The following is a 19403-nucleotide window of genomic DNA, read 5'->3' on the forward strand; positions in this document are numbered from 1 at the left end:
ACGGGAGAGAGGGGCTGTCTATTCTGAGGCAGATGTCTTTTTCCGGGAAACACACGCCGCTCATTCTACTTGTGGTGGTTGTCGCTGCGGTTGCTTTTGTGACTGCCGGACTTTCGCGATTGCGCATGGACCCGGATGTCCTCTCCACGCTGCCGGGGGATCTTCCGGAGGTCGGAGCCCTCAGGACACTGCGGGACGGCTTCGCCGGAGGGGGGGATCTGGTGCTCTCCGTCGAGGCTTCTGAAGCGGAAATGGCCAGGGCCGCCACGGCTGCCCTGGCGGCGAAATTTAGGAAGGCACCCGCCCTCTGCCGGGCCGTCCAGGAGGGGGACGCGATGGAAAACTCGGAGACCGGGGGGGCGCTGCTGGCCTGGGCGCTGCAAAATGGGAATCCGCTGAAGCTGGAAGCGGTGCGGAAGCGCCTGGAGATGCCCGAGGCGCTGCCGAAGCACCTGGAGCACGTTTTGGAGGAACTGGCCAGCTCCCCGGATCCCGGCACGGTGCAGCGCTGGCAGTATGACCCGCTCGGCCTGCTGGAGGGCGTGGACCTGGGCCAGATGATGGCGTTTCAGGAGGCGGGGCTGGGGGCCAGCTCGGCAGATGGGACCTTCCGCATGCTCTTTCTCACCCCCAAAGAAAAGCTTTCGGGCTACCGGGAGGCGGAGAAATGGCTGAAGGAGGTGGACCAAGTGGTGGCGGCATGGCGCAGTTCCGATGCCAAGTTTTCCGACGTCGTGGTGCGAACGACCGGTGAGCCCGTGTTCATGGCGGAAATCGGCGGCGGCATCGAGCGGGACCTGAGCGGGACGCTGGGGCTGGGCACGGCGCTGATTGCGGCGCTGTACTGGTTCATGCATCGCCGGTGGAAGCCCCTCTTCTGGATTCTGCTGCTCATGGGGGTGAGCATTCTCTTCTCCCTTTCGCTGGCGGGTTGGACGGTGGGCAAGCTCACGGTCATGAGCCTGGGCTTTGCCTCCATCGTGCTCGGGATTGTGGTGGACTATGGCGTGCTGATCCTGCAGGAGGCGCGGACGCATCCGGATCTCGACGCGCCAGGAGTGAGGCGTCTCGCCATGCCGGGCATCCTCGCGGGTGCAGCGACGAATTCGGCGGTGTTTTTCGCGCTGCTCTTCATCAGCCTGCCGGGACTGGCGGAGCTGGGGCTGCTGGTGGGCATGAACGTGGTGACTGGGGCACTGGTGATGCTGACCTTCATGCCGCATGTCGCCGTGCGACATCGCGTGCTGGATGGCGATCGTGATGCGACACGCGCTGGCAAGGTGACGCATCGTTATGCGCTCATCGGCACGGTGGTGATGGTGGTGGGTGTGGCGGCGGTGCTTTTCGGGAAGGGACTGCCATCTTTTGAAGGTGGCGCTGCGGTGTTGCGGCCAATGCACAGCAAGGCGGCGGAGAATTGGGATCTCGTGCAGCAGCGCCTCGGCAAGGCAGGCGTGTCCACGGTGCCGCTGGTGTTGACCTTCGAAGATGCGACCAAGGCGCGGGATACTGCGGCGGAGATGGAGAAGTCACTCGCGAAACTGCGGCAGGAGGGGGTGATTCAGGAATTCGCCCTGCCGTCCGCGTTTCTGCCGCATGAAGGATATCAGAGGTCAAACGAGTCCGGGATGGGATGGTTCGTGAAGCATCAGCAGATGCTGGAAGAGGCCGTGCTGAAGGAAGGTTTCACGGAGGAGACGCTGGTGCTGTCTCGCGGGGTGATGACGGCGTGGAGGAAATCGTTGGCCGATGCGGAGGCAAAACCAACGGCTCGTGCCGCTGCAGCACCCGCACCGGAGGCGCAGGATTTGTTGCGCCGGTTCATTGGCAGGGAAGGGACTGGTGAAGGCAAACTGGTGGCACTCGGCTTTGTGCAGATGGCCGGGCAGCCGGGAAGTCCGGACCCGGTGAAGCTTGCGGAGTTGAATGAACGATTGTCTTCGCAGCCGGGTGTGCACCTTGCGGCATGGGAATCGCTGGGACAGGCGCTGTCGAAACGAGTTCAGCAGGACATCACACGGGAGATGCTGCCCATCATCGCCATTCTGCTCATCATGCTCTCGCTCGCGTATCGGAACTGGCGTGACCTGCTGCTGTCCGTGTTGATTCTCGCGCTGGGCGTGGCGGCGCTCATGGCCACCATGTCGCTGCTGGGTAAATCATGGAACCTGGCCAGCCTCGCCGCGCTGCCCCTGCTGCTCGGCACCGGCATTGACTATGGCATTCACACGCTGCTCGCCATGAAGCGGGATGGGAATGACGTGCGTCGCGTCCGCAACACCACCGGACGTGCCGTCTTCTTCTGCGGAGCCACGACGGTGATTGGCTTCATGAGCCTTGTGGTGGCGGACAACCGCGGCGTGGCCAGTCTGGGAACCGCGTGTGCGGCGGGGACGGTGTGGATTCTGCTGCTGGTGCTGTGGCTGCTGCCGCACTGGCGGTGCTGGATTTTCGGGGACAAGCCAAGCGAGCCCCGCACGAAGCATTGACTTTTTTGCATGCTTGCATAGTATAGCTGCACGACAGCGCGCTGCCATTTGCGCTCATTTCGTTGAGATGCAGTCAACGCAGGGGACACCATGAAGTGCAAAACCTACAAAGCTACTCCCGGGCTCGACCGATTCCCCGAAGGTCAGCGTTTCACCGTGTATCGCTCAGCACATAAGAAGCTCATGCGGGAGGACCGGAGCTACCGCAAACATTTCATCCTCTACGTTACCGCCGTCGTGGTATTTGGAATCCTTCCCGGCGCGTTCTGGGCTGGTGCGAGTTCGCTGGGCAAGGTGGCTTCTACCGTGCACGCCCTGGCGCCGGCGGCAATCATCCTTTGCCTGGCACTGTCGCAGCAACGTTACATGAACCGGTGCATTGGCAGCGTTCTCCAGAGCGAGACTCCGTAAAATCGGTCTGCTGTTTGGCTCATCCAGCCGTGGCGGATTTTGAGCCGTGGTGAGCCGAATGATTCTTCCGTCCCTGCCTCAAGAGCCGCGCCTCACGCTCGCGCGCAATCTGCAGCGATAGCGCAATCAGGTCTGCCTCGGTCACGTCCACGAAAGAGTCGAGTTCCTTCAAGGCCTTGACGATGTCCTCGTGCTCGTTCTCGCGCCCGAACGGGTGAGCCTTGTTGGGGTGCTTCCTTTTGGAAAGGGCCGCGGGATAGCGACGCCAAGGGAAGGGCCAATTGAAGACCACGGCGACGGCCAGCATGATGGCCACATTCACCAGCACGGGCCACAGGACGAAGTGAAAGCCCATCGCATGGATGGCATCACCACCAAGGACTGCGGTCAGGGCGGTGGCGCCGCCGGGTGGGTGGATGCACTTCAAGAGATGCATGGCCAGGATGGCGCTGCCCACGGCACAACCGGCGGCAATCCAATCATGGCCCAAGTACTGGGCACTCAGAACGCCCAGCAGGGCGGAAACACCGTGGCCTGCCGCCAGCGGCCAGGGCTGGGACAATTGACCATGAGGAACGCCGAACAGCAGCACCGCGCTCGCTCCCATGGAGGCAATTACACAGGCCGCGTTTTCCACGCCGAGCAGGTGATGCGTGCTCCACACCAGCAGACAAATGGCCACCAGGCCGCCAAGGCCTGAGAGCACCTTTTCTTTCTGGGAAACCGCACTGAGCTCGACGCCAAGCAGGGAATAGAAAATCCTCATCTCGCCGGAGTCGGTGGAACGAAAGCGAAAGCAAAGGGTGCCATCACCAAGACGTGGTCAGGTGATAAGATCGCTACTGGAGGAGGAGGGCACTGAAGACTTGGCATGCGAACAAGTGGAAGGTGAGGATGCGTGGAAGCGAGGGTAATAATCAAGAAGCCGGCTTCGAGTCCCAAGCGGCGCGGATCTCAGGTTCCGTTTCGAGAAGGATCTGCCGGATGGACTGACGTTCGTCGGCGTCCAGTTGCGCATAGTCGTCGGCGACTGCGCGACCGGAGAGGACATCATCCAGAAGCGCGTAGACACGCGCCTTCAGGACATCCGGCATCGCCTTGAAGGTGGCGGAGTGGATCATGTAGCTGCACCTGTGCTTGAACATGCGGGTGTGCAGGTCGAAGTCCTTCAGTGAGGCCCCATTGGTGGAGGTCTTGCGATTGCGACGGAACGCGGCCTGAAAGGCATCGCCACCGATGACACCACCCTCTTTGAGTGCGTACTCGCCGGTGAAGAGCAGCAACTCGACGATTTTCTCCGCCCGCTTGGTCACGATGCGCTGCTGCGCCACTTCATCGGGAGCGCTGCTGTCGCCCTTGCGCACTTGTTCGTGCATGCGCCTCACGACGCGGGCGGCATCCTGGAGGGTGTTGTGGAGGACATACTGGTGCTCCAGCACCATGAGGGCGACGAGGTCGCTGGTGTCCGAGAGATAGGGTTCGACCGGAAACCACCCGGTCAGGGACTCGATGTTCGCGCCCTTCCGGCGATCCAGCACCATGCCCCGAGGGCCTTTCTCGGCCATGACGTTCCCCATGTGATAATCCGTGCCATGCCGACCGGTCACATACCAGCCGCCCCAGCGTTCGCCCAAGGGGCTCTCGGCAGAGGTGACAAAGCGATCCTCATTTCCCATGGGATAGCCGGAGGACCGGGTGTACACCGACTGCACCTGCAGGTCGCCGCCGACGTGGCAGCTCGCGCATTGGTTGGACCGGATGAGGCGCGGCTTGGCAGGGGAGGGGGCGGGCCTCGGGCGGTGAATCAGGTAGTACTGCAGGTCGCCGCCGGGCTCGGAGGACACGACTTCCAGGTCGCCGCCCTGCACCCAGCCGATGTAGCACTCCTCACTATAATAGAGGGCACGCGGCGTGGACGGGCTGATGAGGGTCTTCTGCAGGCTTGTCTTGGAGAAGACCAGCACCTGGGACTCCGCCGGGATGTTCAGTTCCTTGAGCAGGCTGCTGAGGAAAGCCTTGTCCGAGGAGGTGTCGAGCTTGGTCTGGCCGGATTCCACTCGCCGCCAGAGCAGGGCAACGGGATCCCGTGAGTCCTGCCATGCGGCATCTTCGGTCTCTCCGTCCGCCCAAAGCGGAGCCGCCGCCATGACCATCAGGGTCGCGAGGACCTTCAGGGATGACGGGAGCCACTCGGGGGCATGGATGCCACGGGACATGGGAATGGGGGCGAAATAGGTAAATGAAGTACCGCTTTAAACAAGCATTTGATGCGCATATTTTTGGCAGTGAACGGCAAAGGTTGCGCTGCTACCTCGCTGCGACCGGGGCGTGGACCGGAAGCGAAAGGCAGAGCAAAGGAGCGTGGACACTCTTGTCCGCCGTTCTGTTACACAGTGACTTTCATGGTGTGGAAGTCGCTGGTGACACGTCTGGAGCAGCTGGTGAAGGGGGCCTTGCCTGCCAGATGAAAGGGGGGTGGTCGGTCAGGGGTGGCGGACAAGAGTGTCCGCGCTCCTTTGAAATGCCCAACGCTTCACCTTGTGGTCGAAGGGCCTGTCACAGCCACTTCCCCGAATCCACCGGCTCAAAGGCCTGCATCGCGGACAGGAGTTCCTTCGCGTCCGTCGCCACCAGCAGCATGGCGCGGTGCATGGGCTTAAGCAGGCCCTTGGCGGTCATGTGGTCGAGTTGGGCGAGCATGAGGTCGTAAAAACCGTCCACATTCAGCAGGCCAACCGGTTTGTGATGGAAGCCGAGCTGGAGCCAGGCGATGACCTCGAAAAGTTCCTCCAGGGTGCCATAGCCGCCGGGCAGCACCAGGAAGCCGTCGGCGTGCTCCATCATGAGCCGCTTCCGCTCATGCATGGTGTCCGTTTCAATGAGCTTGGTCAGACCGCGGTGTTCCTTTTCCAGTTCGACGAGTTTCCGGGGGATGACGCCGATGACCTGTCCGCCGCCTTCTAGCACGGCATCCGCCACGGTGCCCATGAGCCCCACGCTGCCGCCGCCATACACCAGGCCCAAACCCTGCGCCGCCAGTTCGCGACCGACCGCGACCGCGGCCTCGGTGAAGGCGGGATCATTCCCAAAGCTTGAACCACAATAAACACACACGCGGTGCATCCGTCGGTACTGGCGTGTCTTGCAACCGCGCTCAAGCTAAATTCATCTTTTGCTGTCACAGGGAGCGAATTCGCAACAACACTGTCATACAGATTTCGCACACCTCGCTCGTCCTTCGACGACAGTGCTGCTATGCTGCTGCTCTAAAGCAACCTCCGTCATGAAAGCCAGTGCCCTCCTGCTGACCCTGCTGGGTCTTTTAACCGTTGCGAGCCCCGTGCCCGCTGCTGAACTCGTCATCGACAACGAAACGCTTCTGCCCTCCAGCACCCTGGAGTTGCGATTTGATAACGCGATGATCGGAAAGGAGAAGGTGGGTACGGTGGAGAAAACTTCGCCGCTGGTTTCCGACCCTGCAGTCGAGGGGGAATTCAAGTGGACCAGCACCCGAAGCGGACAGTTCCATTTCACCAAGGCGCCTGCCATCAGCACCACGTATTCCTTCACCCTGCGCAAGGGACTGAAGGATGCGACGGGCAAGGCGGTGGCCGTGGAGGAACTCGGCGAGTATGAAACGGAAGCCTTCCGTGTGGCGGATGACTACAAGGAGTACCCGTACAGCTTCGGCGACTCCGCACGCCGCACGCCGGTGTTTCTCCTCCAGTTCTCCGATGAAATCGATGCCGCCGTCGCCGAGCGGCAATTTCATTTCGTGAGCCGCTTCGGCACGCAACCCATCCCGGCGAAGGTGCGCCTGGCCACGGGCAAGGACTTCAAGAAGCGCTACGGCACGGATCTGGTCCCCACCTGGGACGAGCAGGCGAAGGGCGTGAAACCCACGGTCAAGGATGACGAGACCCGCCCGAATGCGGTGATTGTGCAGACGTCCGAGCCACTGCCTCCCGGGGTGGACTGGACGCTGGTGATGCCCGCCGATTTCACCAATGCCGGTGGCAATGCCATCCTGGGTGAGGAAGCGCGCTACGAGTGGGGCTCGGTGCAGGTGCTGGCCTTCAAGAATGTGGAGACAGAGAACCACTTCGACGGACCGCACACGATTGGGGTGAACTTCAACAAGTCCATCCGCAACAGTGGCCTCTCCGACACGGATCTGGAGAAGGCGCGTGTGGAAGCCGCCAAGTATGTGACCGTGGAGCCCGCGGTGCCGGATATGAAGGTGAACCTGGGCTGGTCCTCATTGGAGATCGAAGGCAACTTCGCCCTGGATACACCCTACACCGTGACGGTGAACTCCGGCCTGCCTGGCGCGGATGAACTGCCGCTGGAGAATGCGGTGCGCCAGATGGTGACCTTCAAGGCGAGCCCGGTCTTCGTCTCCACCAGTGCCGGCACGAGCACGCAGCTCTCCACCGGCAACGGTCTGCTGGATATCTATGGTGCAAACTTCAAGGAGATGCGCATCCGGGCGAAGCAGCTCAGTGACGCCGACTTGCTCCAGGCACGCACCCTGTATGACCAGGAGTACGAACGTTTCGACTACAGCGAGAAGAACAAGACTCCGGCTCGCGAACGCCTGACGCCCTTTGAGAAGCTGCCGGGCAAGGTGGTGTTTGAGAAGGTGATCACCAACACCCAGCCGCTGGAGCGTGGTTCGCTGCATTCCATCAACTGGCGTGATGCCCTTGGCCAGACCGCCGCGGCGCCGCTCTTCCTCGAAATCGAGGCCGTGCCACAGGATGGAGCTCCTGCGGGCGCCATCCTGAACCGCAGCATCGTGGAGTTCACCGACATCGGCCTCATGGTGAAGAACACCGGTGAGGAAGCGCTCGTGTATGCCTTCTCCCTGAAGACGGGCAAGGCGCTGCCCGGGGTGCAGCTTACCCTGGCGGATGTGGGACTCAATTCCCTCAAGTCCGCGCAGACGGATGACAAGGGCATGGCCGTGGTACCCAGCCAGGACGCCGAGTGGGTGCTAGCCAAGAGCGGTGACGACTGCACCGCGTCCCTCTGCAATGGACGGCAAAACCGCGTCGGCATCTGGGGCCACGATATCAATATCGGCTGGGGCGATCCCTGGAAGGCGAAGAATGAGACCTTCATCTTCGCCGACCGTCCCGTGTACAAGCCCGGCGAGAAGGCCAATGTGAAGGCCATCACCCGCCTGCGTACCGGAGATGCCCTGACCCTTGGCCAGCCCACGAAGGCAAAGCTGACCATGACCGACCCGCGCAACCGTGAGGTGCTCAACAAGGAGATCACCTTCACTGCGAACGGCACCTGGAGCGACCAGATCGCCCTGCCGGATGGCGCGGTGGGCTGGTACAGCTTGAACATCCGCTTCCGCGAACCCAAGGAAGGCGAGGATGAATACGAAACCGGCGCGTTGGTGAACCTGGCGCTCCGTGTGGACGAGTACAAGCCGAACACCTTTGAAGTGAAACTGGATGGAGAAAAATTCCAGGTTGGCAAGGATCGCATCAAGGTGCCGCTCAAGGCGAACTATTACATGGGCAAGGCGCTCTCCTCGGCCAAGGCGACGTGGAGCGCCGGTCTCGTGACTGAATACACGCCGCCGGATGAATTTGCCGAGTACCACTTCGGCGATGCCCCCGCGTGGTGGCACTATGGCAAGGACCGTGATGACGAAACTGCGTCTGAGGATGAAGACGAAGACTCCAACAGCTGGGGTGCGCACGGCGAGCTCACGCTCAATGACGACGGCACGGCCTCCATCGAGCTGCCTCCGCCTCCCGCGCACAAGCAGGCGCTGCCGCAGACCATCTCCGTGTATGCGGACGTCACGGACGTGAATCAGCAGACGATCGCGGCGAACACGGAATTCAAGATTCCGGGTGCGGACTTCATCGTGGGCACCAAGACGCGCGGCTGGTATGGCAGCGCGGGCAAGGACTTCGCCATCGACTTTGTGGCCATCACGCCGCAGGGCAAGGGCTTCACCGCGCCGGTGCCGGTGGAAGTGAAACTCGAGCGCCAGGAGTGGAACACGGTGCGCGTCCAAGGTGCCGGTGGCGCCATGACCACCAAGAACCAGAGCGTGCTGGTGGAAGAATGGAAGTCCCAGGTCGAACTCAAGAGCGTGAATGGAGGCGCGTCGGCAGCCGAACTGAAGTTCACTCCGAAGACTGGTGGCACGTACTTCCTCACCTCGACCGCGACGGATGCCAATGGCAAGACGGTACTGAGCCGCAGGGGATTCTATGTGCTTGGCAGCAAGGACTTCCCCTGGGCGTTTGAAGATGGCGCGCGCATCACGCTGCAGCCGGACAAGACGACCGCGAAGCCCGGTGAAGAGGTGAGCGTGGTGGTGAAGTCACCCATTGCCGGCACCGCGCTGGTGACGGTGGAACGCAACCGCATCCACCGCCAGTTCACCGCTCCGGTATCCCCCGAGAATCCCGTGGTGAAGGTGCCGATCACCGATGAAGACGCCCCCAATGCCTACATTTCCGTGGTGGTGATTCGTGGTGCCGACCAGAGCCCGCAGCCGGACAAGATGCCGGAGTACAAGGTGGGCTACTGCGAGATTGGCGTGGAAAGCAATACCAAGAAACTCGTGGTCACCACGGAAGCTGCACAACCTTCCGTGCTGCCCAATGGCCAGCAGACCCTCACCGCAACGGTGAAGGATGGCTCGGGCAAGCCGGTGGAGGGTGGCGAAGTGACCTTCTTCGCCGTGGACGAAGGTGTGCTCAGCCTCATGGAGTTTGAGACACCCAAGCCGTTTGAATTCTTCCACGCGGCCAAGTCCCTCTATGTCTCCACCTACACCACGCTGGATGCGCTGCTCACGGAAAAGATGGCGGATCGCTACCGTGGCAATAAGGGCATCATGGTGGGTGGTGGTGATGCGGAGATCGGCGCGGACATGGCGCTGCGGAAGAACTTCGTGGCCACGGCGGTGTGGCAGGCCTCGCTCATCACGGACAAAGATGGCAAGGTAACCACCACCTTCAATGCACCGGATAGCCTCACGCGTTATCGCGTCATGGCCATCGCGGCGAAGGATGGCGATCGCTTCGGCACGGGTGAGTCTGCCTTTGTGGTGAACAAGCCCCTCATGGTGGAGCCGGTGGTGCCACGCTTCGCTCATACGGGAGATGAAATCCTGGTGAAGGCCGTGGTGCACAACACCACGCAGCACAGCGGCCAGGTGGAAGTGGAACTGCAACTCGATGACCATGCGCAGCTCATCACGGAAGAACGTCCGTTTGCTTTGGTCGGCCTGAAGAACCGCACCACCACGAATGACGGCAAGTCCGAACGTCGTGTCATCACCCTCAAGGCGGGTGAGACGACCGCGCTGGCCTTCCCCGTGCGCTTCGTGAAGAACGGCCCCACGACCTGGAAGTGGCAGGCGAAGACCACGGAGTGGAGCGATGCGAAGGCTCTGGGCGATGCCGTGGAATCCAAGTTCGACGTTCACCATCCCGTGCCTGCCCTGCGTGAAGTGCACTACCTGCAACTCACCAGCGCGAGCGCCAGCCAGGACATGCTGAAGGGTGTGAATCCCCAGCTCCTGGAGAGCAATGGGGAACTGCGCATCGACTTCAACCAGTCGCGCCTCAGTGAAGCACGTGATGCCCTGCAATACCTGCTGGAGTATCCCTACGGCTGCGTGGAGCAGACGACCAGTGCTACCTTGCCCTGGCTCGCACTGAGCAAGTATGAGCCGATGTTCCCCGACCTTCTACAGAAGGACAAGGTGCGTGATGTCATCACGCGGGGGGTGAACCGCATCCTCCAGATGCAGACGGACGACGGCGGTCTGGCTTACTGGCCCGGTGGAGAAACGCCCGAACTATGGGCGAGCGCGTACGGCGGCCACTGCCTCTTCAAGGCGAAAGAGTGGGGCATTCCCATCCCGCAGGCATCGCTGGACAGCCTCACGGACTGGATCAGCAAACAGCTTCGTGAACTCGATCTCGCGAAGACCACCGAGAGCGACAAGCTCAATGACGCTGCGATGGCTCTCTACACGCTGGCTCGTGCTGGCAAGGCGGAGCCCGCCTATGCCACCACGCTCTACACCCGTCGTGAAAAGATGCCGGAGACGGCTCGCCTCTTCCTTGCCCTCAGCATGTGTCTGACGAAGGCGCCCGATGCGCAAATCACGGAACTGCTCAAGCCGCAGAAGAATGATGCGAAGGCAGGACGCTTCTGGCTCGGTGGTGACACCGCTGCCGGTCTGCGCCTCATCGTATGCGCCGACCGCGGACTGACGAAGGAAGCGAATCTCATCGCGGATGAACTCATGAAGCGCCGTAATGGCGGGGGCCACTGGGGTACCACCTTCAGCAACTCCTGGATTCTCACCGGCCTCTCCACACTAGAGCGTCCCGTGAAGGATCCGCAGCCGCTGAACTTCAGCGTGGCCATCCGCGACCAGGAGAAGCCCTTTGCGCTGGCTCACCCGCTGGACACCACCACGGCGATGCTGAACTTCACCTCGAAGAAGGATGCGCCGACCGCGAAGGTAACGCTGCCGCAGGACAAGACGCTACGCGCCCGCGTGGAAGTGAAGGCTTGGCCGGAGCTCAAGACCTTCCAGCCTGTGCAGAAGGGATTCGGCGTGACGCGTCGTTATGAGAGGCTGACGCCCACCGGCATGCTGGAGCCCGCGGAGAACCTGCGCGTGGGTGACCTCATCGTGGTCACGCTCGACATCAATGTGATGAAGGGCAATCGCTACCTCGCGTTGGAGGACAGGCTGCCGAGCGTGTTCGAACCGGTGAATCCCGAATTCACCACGCAGAACAAGAAGAAGGATGCCGATGCCGAGGACAATGCGTGGTACTGCGATCATCGCGAGCTGCGCCATGACCGTGCGCTCTTCTTCACCAATGACTGGAGCACGCTTGGCAAGTTCCAGTTGAAGTACCTCGCGCGTGTCATCGCAGAAGGTGATGTCGTTGCTCCTCCGGCGCGCATCGAGGCGATGTATGATCCTTCCCACTATGGCACCAGCGGTGTGCAGCGCGTGCAGACCCTGCCCATGAGCGACGGCAAGAACGTTGCGGGCCAGTAATGCTCTTCATCGGCGTGGGAGTGAATTGCACTCCCACGCCCAACCATGCATCACATCATGTCCCTGCTGCCCGCCATGCTTCGCAAGAAGACAACATGGCGGTGGGCGTTGAAGGGCCTGGGTGGTGCGGCGCTGCTGGGGGCACTGGGGTGGTGGGTACTGCCGTGGGCGGTGCCCCTGCCACCGAAGCTGGAGCAGCCTCTGCCGGTTTCGCCGGTATTTCTCGCGGCGGATGGCACACCGCTGCGCCTGCTGCTCAGTGTGGATGGACAGCGCACGCTTGCTCCTGTGTCACGCGCCGAGCTGCCGGAGAAACTGGTGCAGGCCACACTCGCTGCGGAGGACAAGCGCTTCTACAACCACGGCGGCGTGGATCTGCTGGCAATTTCACGCGCTGCGCTGGACAACATCACCTCGCGTCGTGTCGTCTCTGGTGCGTCCACGCTGACGCAACAGCTGGTAAAAGTCTCGGCAGACGAGCGTGCTCCGCGCACCTTTGTTACCAAGATCAAGGAAGCGCTCCAGGCACGACGATTGGAGATGACTTGGGACAAGGATCGCATCCTCACCGAATACATGAACCGTGTGAGCTATGGCAATCTGCTCACTGGCTGTGCGGCTGCCTCGCAGGGATACTTTAACAAACCGCTGCGCGATCTCTCGCCTGCGGAGTGTGCGTTTCTCGCGGCATTGCCCCAATCACCGACACGACTCAATCCCTTCCGCAATCAGCCCGCCTTGCAGCAGCGGCAGAAGCACATCCTGGCTCGCATGACCGTGCTCGGATGGCTGAGTGAAGAGGAGACGAAGCTCGCTGACACGGAGGCCGCCACCCTGCAGAGGTACACCGGGGGCTTTGCTGCACCGCATGCCATTGAGTTGTTGAAGGGAGAATCGCCGATTGCGGCGGACGGGAAGATACACACCACCATCCAGCCTGCACTGCAGCAGCGCATGGAGTCGATCATCACGCAGCGACTGGGTGCGCTGGCGGGCAAGCATGTGACGCATGCTGCCGCGGTGGTGATTGAGAACAAGACGGGACGCGTCATCGGCCTGGCAGGCTCGCGGGATTTCTTCGCGGAGGATGGGGGACAGCTCAATGGCGCGTGGGTGCCGCACTCCCCGGGTTCCGCGCTCAAGCCCTTCACGTACCTGCTGGCGCTGGAGCATGGCAGCACCCCAGCGACCGTCCTGCAGGATCTGCCCATCGAGTATGCCACGCCCACCGGCATCTACCGTCCGGAGAACTACAACAAGAAGTTCTACGGTCCCATCACCCTCCGTGAGGCGCTGGGGAATTCGCTGAACATTCCCGCGGTACGTGTACTGCAACAACTCGGCGGTGAGAAGGTGCTGTGTGAGGAATTGAAGAGCCTGGGCATCACCACGCTGACAGAGTCACCGGAGCACTATGGTCTGGGACTTACCATCGGAAATGCCCCGGTGCGGTTGCTGGAGCTGGCCAATGCCTATGCGTGTCTCGCACGACTGGGAGAGTGGAAGGAATGGACGCTGTTGCAGGATGCGGCCACCGCCACACTTGAGTCCGGCGCTGCGGCGATTCCTTCCACGCGCAAGCACAAGGAGCAGTGCAGCTTCTTGATAGCTGATATCCTGCAGGATGCGCAGGCACGCATGCTCGCCTTTGGGCCGCACACGATCATTCGCATGCCTTTTCCTTGTGCCGTGAAGACGGGCACCAGCACGAGTTATCGCGACAACTGGACCATGGGATTCACGCCTGAGTACACCGTGGGTGTATGGGCGGGGAACTTCGACAACTCGCCCATGAACCAAGTCTCCGGCGTGGCGGGCGCAGGTCCCATTTTCCGTGATATCATGATACACCTTCATGAAACTCAGGGCACCACGTGGTACACGGAACCGTCTGGAATCGTGCGTGCCCGCATCGACCCGAGGAATGGCAGACGGCTGGATGAAACCTCGCCGACCGTGCGCTCTTCGCGGGATGAGAAGTTCCTGGTTGGAACGCTTCCTCCGATTGCCACGACCATGGACTACGATGCCGAGGGCAAAGCACTGCTATCCCGCGACTACGCCCACTGGGTGACTGGCGATGACCACTGGCTGGCCGGACTGGTAGCGCTGCAACCGGAGAACAACAACAACACGCCTCCGCGCATCTCCATTCCGGTGGACGGGAGCATCTTCCAGCTCGATCCCGATCTCAAAAACAAGGGCGGCCGCCTGCTGCTGCGCGCCACTGGACCGGCGGGCATGAAATGGAGCTCGCCGTCCATTTCTATTGTGGACGAGAATGGTCTGGCCTATGCCACGCTCGTACCCGGACAGCATGAGCTGCGGGTGGAGGATCCGGTGACTGGCGCGTTTTCCGAAGTTCGTATTGAGGTGCGGGATGCGCTGTCTGCGGCGGAGAGGTTGAAGGCGGCGCAGTAGTTGTGAGGAGGTTGGACCTTCTGGTCCGACAGCGGAAGTTGGGTCTTCTGACCCGACGGAGGGCAATATGGGCCCATCGCCTGATGTTCGGTGAAGCTGTCGGGTCAGAAGACCCAACGCCCACTGTCAAGGCGGAAGCCCTAACCTCCTTCCGTGCAGATACGCGCTATTTCTCCGCGGCCTCTACGACCACCGGCTCCTTCTCCCACTCGCGCATGCGGCGATCGATGACGAAAGGGCCAAAGGGTACCAACGAAGCAATGAACACCAATGCTGCGCGCCCCAGGGACCAACTCGTGGACATCATCACGCGCAGCAGGGCAAAGCAGAACAGCACAAAGAGCAGGCCGTGGATCCAGCCCACGACCTTCACCGCCATCGGCATGCCGGCCATGTACTTCAAGGGCATGGCAATGCCGAGCAGGATGAGAAAGGACACACCTTCCACAAGGGCAAGGTGACGAAGCGGGGTGACGGGATGAGAGCTTTTCATGGGGGCTTGTAAAGTACGCGGCAAATCGCACCTCCATTTCGGACGGGCACGCCTTCAGGGGTAATCTTCATTCCGCAAGATTAGGCGGGAGGCAACTTCTCACTGCCGCGAGGCGTGTGGCAGACGAATTCCATATGGCTGTCATTCGTCGTTTCATTTCTTTGCCCTTTGCATGCCTCCTGCGTCCAAGCCCATCCGCGCCTTCCTTCTGCTTCTGCTCACCTATGTGGGCTTCATCAGTCTGGGGTTGCCGGATGGCATGCTGGGGGTCGCGTGGCCATCCATGCGGGCGCAATTTGATTTGCCCCTGGATGCAATCAGTGCAGTGCTGGTGGTCTTCATCACGGGCTACCTGATTTCCACGCTCTCCGCAGGGTGGCTGCTGGCACGCATGAATGTGGGAATGCTGTTGGCGCTCAGCGGTGCCGCCACAGCAGTGGGACTCATCGGTTACGCAACGGCTCCGGCTTGGGGCGTGATCGTGGCGCTTTCGTTCATCGCAGGACTTGGCGCGGGAGCCATCGACACCGGGCTCAACACCTATGCGGCGATGAACTACAGCGCGCGCACCATGAACTGGCTGCACGCGTGCTACGGGCTCGGCGCTGCGTCGGGGCCGGTGCTGCTCACCGCGATTCTGGCGAGTGGTGCGCCCTGGCAGCGAGGATATTTTTTGGTGGGCGTGAGTGAACTCGTGCTGGTGGCCTGTTTTCTCGCGACGCTCTCCTGGTGGCCGAAGGTTTCTGAAACACGTGAACTGGAAATGGAAGGAAAAGCAGGCGAGGCCCAACCAGCGGCCAGCCTGCTGAGCACGCTGAAGCTGCGCACGGTGTGGCTGGGCATCGTGACCTTCTTCATCTACACGGGAACGGAGGCGGCGGTGGGTACGTGGACGTACACCTTCCTCACGGGGCATCACGGCATCGCAGCGGACAGGGCGGGGAACTGGACGGCAGCCTACTGGGGCTCACTCACGGTGGGACGCATCGCCGCAGGACTCATCGCCGGGAAGGTCACACCCAGAGCGCTCATCCTTGGTGGAGCGTGGATCATTGTCCTCGGTGCGATCCTGATTGTATCTGGACTGGGTGCGACGGTCACCATCCTGGGCATCATGTGCATCGGCTTTGGCTGCGCGCCCATCTTCCCTTCGCTGATTTCGACCACGCCCAATCGTGTGCCTCTGCAACACACGGCGAACGCGGTCGGTTACCAGATTGCGGCGGCCACGCTGGGGATTGCCTTGGTGCCATCGTTTGTCGGATACCTCGGGCGTGTGCAGGGGCTGCAGGTGATCCCGATTGCGTGGTTCGTTTCCGCTGCGGCGCTGCTGGTGTTGCTGATGATGCTTTTGCGTTTCGCTCCGAATCCATCGGCCATCGAGACGCGCACTGCTTCCAGCAGCACACCAAGCACGCCATGAAATCCAACGTCCCAGATTCCTCTGCCACCTCACGCCGTCGATTTCTCCTCAGCACGCCCGCCGCGATTGGTCTGGCCCATCTCGCACGTACTTCTTCCGTGAACGCGCAGGACAAACCTCCAGCCTCAGCGTCGCCAACGTCGCCACCCTCCGGGAAGGCGCACTACATCTGCGTCACGTGCGGGTCCCAGTTTGCGGAAACCGATGGCGCGCCGAAGGAATGTCCCATCTGCCAGGATGAGCGGCAGTATGTGGGTCTGAATGGCCAGGAATGGACCACGTTGGAGACGATGCAGCGCGGCGGCTGGAAGAATGTCTTCAAAGAGCAGGAACCGAATGTCATTGGCATCGGCACGGAACCGAAGATGGGCATTGGCCAGCGCACCCTGCTGCTGCGCACGCCCAAGGGAAACATCTTGTGGGACTGCGTCAGTTATCTGGATGAAGACACCATCCGTGAAGTGAAGAAGCTCGGCGGCATCTCGGCCATCGCGATTTCACATCCGCATTACTACAGCTCCATGGTGGAGTGGAGTCGCGCGTTTGGCGATGTGCCGATTCATCTGCATGAAGATGACAGGCAGTGGGTGCAGCGACCGGATGCCGCGATTCAATTCTGGAACGGAGAGACCAAGTCGCTGGGCGATGGGCTCACGCTCATCCACACCGGCGGTCACTTCGATGGATTCCAGGTCATGCACTGGCGTGATGGCGCGGAGGGCAGGGGAGTGCTCTTCGCGGGAGACCAGCCTCAAGTGGTGTCCGACCGCCGGTGGGTGAGCTTCATGTACAGCTACCCGAACTACATCCCGCTGAACAAGCCGGCCATCGAGCGCATTGTGAAGGCTCTGGAGCCGTATGAGTATGACCGCATCTATGGTGCCTTCTGGCCGGGCGTGGTGGCTAAGGATGGGAAGGGCGCGATGAAGAGGTCTGCGGAGAGGTATTTGAAGGCGATTGTGTGAGTGTCCTTGCCGGCTGTTAGAGCAGGGGACTCATAATCCCTTGCTGGAGGTGATTGTCATTCCACTTAGCGCATGAACGTCAGGCGAACGATACAGAAGCGGTGCCGAAGGCCTTGGACTGCGTGCAGCCTGCTGCCGCTTTCTAGAGTCCACAGCCTGCTGTGGCGATGATAACACTTACTCGTGGTGTGGCGTGTCCAGAAATGCTTGGCGACTTCGTCGCGGTAAAGCGTGCAGCAGGCTGCACTTTAGGAAAGCGGCAGCAGGCTGCACGCAGTCCAGGGACGCTTCGCGTCACGGCATCTGGATCTCTCGTGTTTGTCTTACTCGATACCCAGGAGTGATGGAGCCGCTCTACTTCTTCGCTGTATCCACAGATGTCGTCGTGCTAGTGCTCGCCGGATGCTCCTTGAAGAACTTCACAATGAGCGGTGGTGCTTCCTGCAGGAATTGGTGACCGCCGGGATGGATGAGGCTTACGAAAGGGGTGCCGGTGGCGGATGAGTACACGGTGCCGACTTCGTTCCATGCTTTGCCCTGTTCGTTGCAACCGTTGAGCTTGCGCACGGCTTCCATGGTCTTCTTCTGCCACTCATACTTCACCAAAGGATCCGTCTCTCCGGCGAGATGCATGGCGGGCTTGGGCTTGAGCTTGGGCATGCTGAAGGGAGCCGCAGCCGCAGAGGGCGCCACGGCGGCGAAGACGTCCCCACGCTCCGCCCAGAGCAGGTAGGTGAAGCCGCCGCCATTTGAATGGCCGGTGGAGTAGATGCGCTTCGCATCGACCTGGTAATCCGTCTTCAACTTCGCGAGCACGGCATCGAAAAATTTCAGGTCGCGGTCTCCCTCCAGTCCGTCACGCCCCTGCCACCCATTCTTCTTCCCCTCGGGGTCAGTGAGCTGGCCCTTGGTGGGCAAGCCTTGCATGTACACGGAAATGGCCTCGGGCCACTCCTGGTAGATGCGGAAACTGCGCGCTGCCTGCTTCGCATTTCCGCCGTGTCCGTGGAAGACAAACACCACCGGTGTGGGCGCGGACTTTGCCGTGACAGGAGCATAGATGAGCGCTTCACGCGCCACGCCATCCACCGTGTAGGACGCCTCCTGCATGCCCTGTGGCATGGTGAACATTTCCCGAAGCCGCTCACGCGGGGTGGCGGGGGCGGTCGTCTGCTGGCCGTGAGAAACAAACGGCAGCAGCGGAGCGGCTACTCCGAGGGCGAGACACAAGAAAGAAGCGAGGCGCATGTTGTGCGAAAACGAGTGGGATTGGAAGATGGACTGAACTTGATGCGGTTCATGTCATGACGCAGCCCACATCGTTCGGGTTACATACGCACGCACACGTCTCGCACCGGGAAAATCAAACCCGCGAAAGCACGCATGGTTTCACGCTCGCCCTCAAGCGAGGAGGCGGCGCTCACTTCCCACCCGTCAAGCATTGCCGGCAGTAGTCCACGCCGGCATCTCCGGAGGGCACGAGCCCGGCAGGGAGCTTCTCGCCACACGAGTCGCAGGTGCGAAAGTAGCGATAGTCCGCCAAGGCGATCATGCGGGCACGCTCCACCTGCAGTGGGGTGGCCTTGGAGGGCAACACACAAGAGAGGGACCAGCGGGAGGCCATGACATCATCACTGCCCGCATCCACCATCTTCACCTCCACAAACACGCGAGTGGAGGTAGTGCGCACGCGCACATACTCGCGCAGCAGGGTCTGGTCTTCTTCGGTCATGAGGTTCTACAAACGCTTACACCATGCCAAAGGCAAACGGCGCAAGGCGCAGGCAAGGCGTGCCGCGCCAAGCGAATCACCACCGGACGAATCATTGAAAACGCGGCGGTATCTCACCTCCGGTTCTCCGCATCGATCTCCTTGCGTTTCTCCGCCTCGAGATCCCATTTGCGATGCTCGACGTAGGCCTCACGCTGGGCCTCGGGCATCTGCTCCGCTGGCGGCAGGCTCTGGCACGAGGTGAACGCCACAGGCAGCAGGGTGGCGAGAAACGCCAGCAAAAGGCCAGGACGGCAGAGAGAAAAAATCGTTTTCATGGCAGCAACAACGGTGTCGTGGAAATGAATGACGCAACCGCGGGACGTGTGCAAAGAAAGGATGAGATTTTCCGCGCCGCGT

At 61.3% G+C, this 19403-nt stretch carries 13 protein-coding genes; 6 read left to right on the forward strand and 7 right to left on the reverse strand.

The genetic code is table 11. From position 1 onward, the window contains the following. Window positions 1–125: 125 nt before the first annotated feature. The gene (locus G5S37_RS14900) at window positions 126–2489 is read left to right on the forward strand and encodes an MMPL family transporter (RefSeq protein WP_165205264.1); all 2364 of its coding nucleotides are present in this window, start codon (window positions 126–128) and stop codon (window positions 2487–2489) included. Between the two features lie 90 nt (window positions 2490–2579). Then, window positions 2580–2900 carry a hypothetical protein gene (locus tag G5S37_RS14905; RefSeq protein ID WP_165205266.1) on the forward strand — a complete coding sequence of 107 codons (321 nt, stop codon included), beginning with the start codon at window positions 2580–2582 and terminating at the stop codon, window positions 2898–2900. A 19-nt stretch (window positions 2901–2919) separates the two neighbouring features. On the opposite strand, the gene G5S37_RS14910 is transcribed toward G5S37_RS14905, so the two are convergent. From G5S37_RS14910 to G5S37_RS14920, 3 genes are all read right to left on the reverse strand, one after another. Next, window positions 2920–3666: an HPP family protein gene (locus tag G5S37_RS14910; protein WP_165205268.1), complete on the reverse strand. Its 747-nt coding sequence runs from the start codon at window positions 3664–3666 to the stop codon at window positions 2920–2922. Window positions 3667–3817: 151 nt separating this feature from the next. Then, entirely contained in the window at window positions 3818–5116 is a 1299-nt protein-coding gene (locus G5S37_RS14915) for a hypothetical protein (protein ID WP_165205269.1), read from the reverse strand. A gap of 340 nt (window positions 5117–5456) precedes the next feature. Then, window positions 5457–6023, reverse strand: coding sequence for a TIGR00730 family Rossman fold protein (locus G5S37_RS14920; protein WP_165205270.1), 567 nt, complete (start codon window positions 6021–6023; stop codon window positions 5457–5459). A gap of 160 nt (window positions 6024–6183) precedes the next feature. Here G5S37_RS14920 and G5S37_RS14925 point away from each other — a divergent pair, with 160 nt between their 5' ends. Both G5S37_RS14925 and pbpC read left to right on the forward strand, forming a co-directional pair. Next, window positions 6184–11970 (forward strand): alpha-2-macroglobulin family protein, encoded by a 5787-nt coding sequence (locus G5S37_RS14925; protein WP_165205271.1) that lies wholly within the window; start codon window positions 6184–6186, stop codon window positions 11968–11970. A gap of 57 nt (window positions 11971–12027) precedes the next feature. After that, a complete protein-coding gene (gene pbpC / locus G5S37_RS14930; RefSeq protein WP_165205272.1) occupies window positions 12028–14391 on the forward strand; it encodes a penicillin-binding protein 1C in 2364 nt (787 codons plus the stop codon). A gap of 166 nt (window positions 14392–14557) precedes the next feature. Here pbpC and G5S37_RS14935 read toward each other — a convergent pair whose 3' ends face one another. Then, a complete protein-coding gene (locus G5S37_RS14935) occupies window positions 14558–14884 on the reverse strand; it encodes a DUF3817 domain-containing protein (RefSeq protein WP_165205273.1) in 327 nt (108 codons plus the stop codon). 172 nt (window positions 14885–15056) lie between these two features. Here G5S37_RS14935 and G5S37_RS14940 point away from each other — a divergent pair, with 172 nt between their 5' ends. Beyond that, complete coding sequence (locus G5S37_RS14940; protein ID WP_165205274.1) at window positions 15057–16307, forward strand: MFS transporter; 1251 nt, start codon at window positions 15057–15059, stop codon at window positions 16305–16307. Then, complete coding sequence (locus G5S37_RS14945) at window positions 16304–17272, forward strand: MBL fold metallo-hydrolase (RefSeq protein ID WP_206026461.1); 969 nt, start codon at window positions 16304–16306, stop codon at window positions 17270–17272. The genes G5S37_RS14940 and G5S37_RS14945 overlap by 4 nt, the downstream gene beginning before the upstream one ends. Before the next feature lie 354 nt (window positions 17273–17626). On the opposite strand, the gene G5S37_RS14950 is transcribed toward G5S37_RS14945, so the two are convergent. From G5S37_RS14950 to G5S37_RS14960, 3 genes are all read right to left on the reverse strand, one after another. Then, on the reverse strand, window positions 17627–18520 hold the full coding sequence (locus G5S37_RS14950) for a PHB depolymerase family esterase (protein WP_206026462.1): 894 nt from the start codon (window positions 18518–18520) through the stop codon (window positions 17627–17629). 172 nt (window positions 18521–18692) lie between these two features. Next, a complete protein-coding gene (locus tag G5S37_RS14955; RefSeq protein ID WP_165205275.1) occupies window positions 18693–19004 on the reverse strand; it encodes a hypothetical protein in 312 nt (103 codons plus the stop codon). A gap of 113 nt (window positions 19005–19117) precedes the next feature. Next, window positions 19118–19321 carry a hypothetical protein gene (locus tag G5S37_RS14960; protein ID WP_165205276.1) on the reverse strand — a complete coding sequence of 68 codons (204 nt, stop codon included), beginning with the start codon at window positions 19319–19321 and terminating at the stop codon, window positions 19118–19120. Window positions 19322–19403 lie beyond the last annotated feature (82 nt).

Source organism: Roseimicrobium sp. ORNL1 (genome assembly GCF_011044495.1).
Lineage (GTDB): Bacteria > Verrucomicrobiota > Verrucomicrobiia > Verrucomicrobiales > Verrucomicrobiaceae > Roseimicrobium.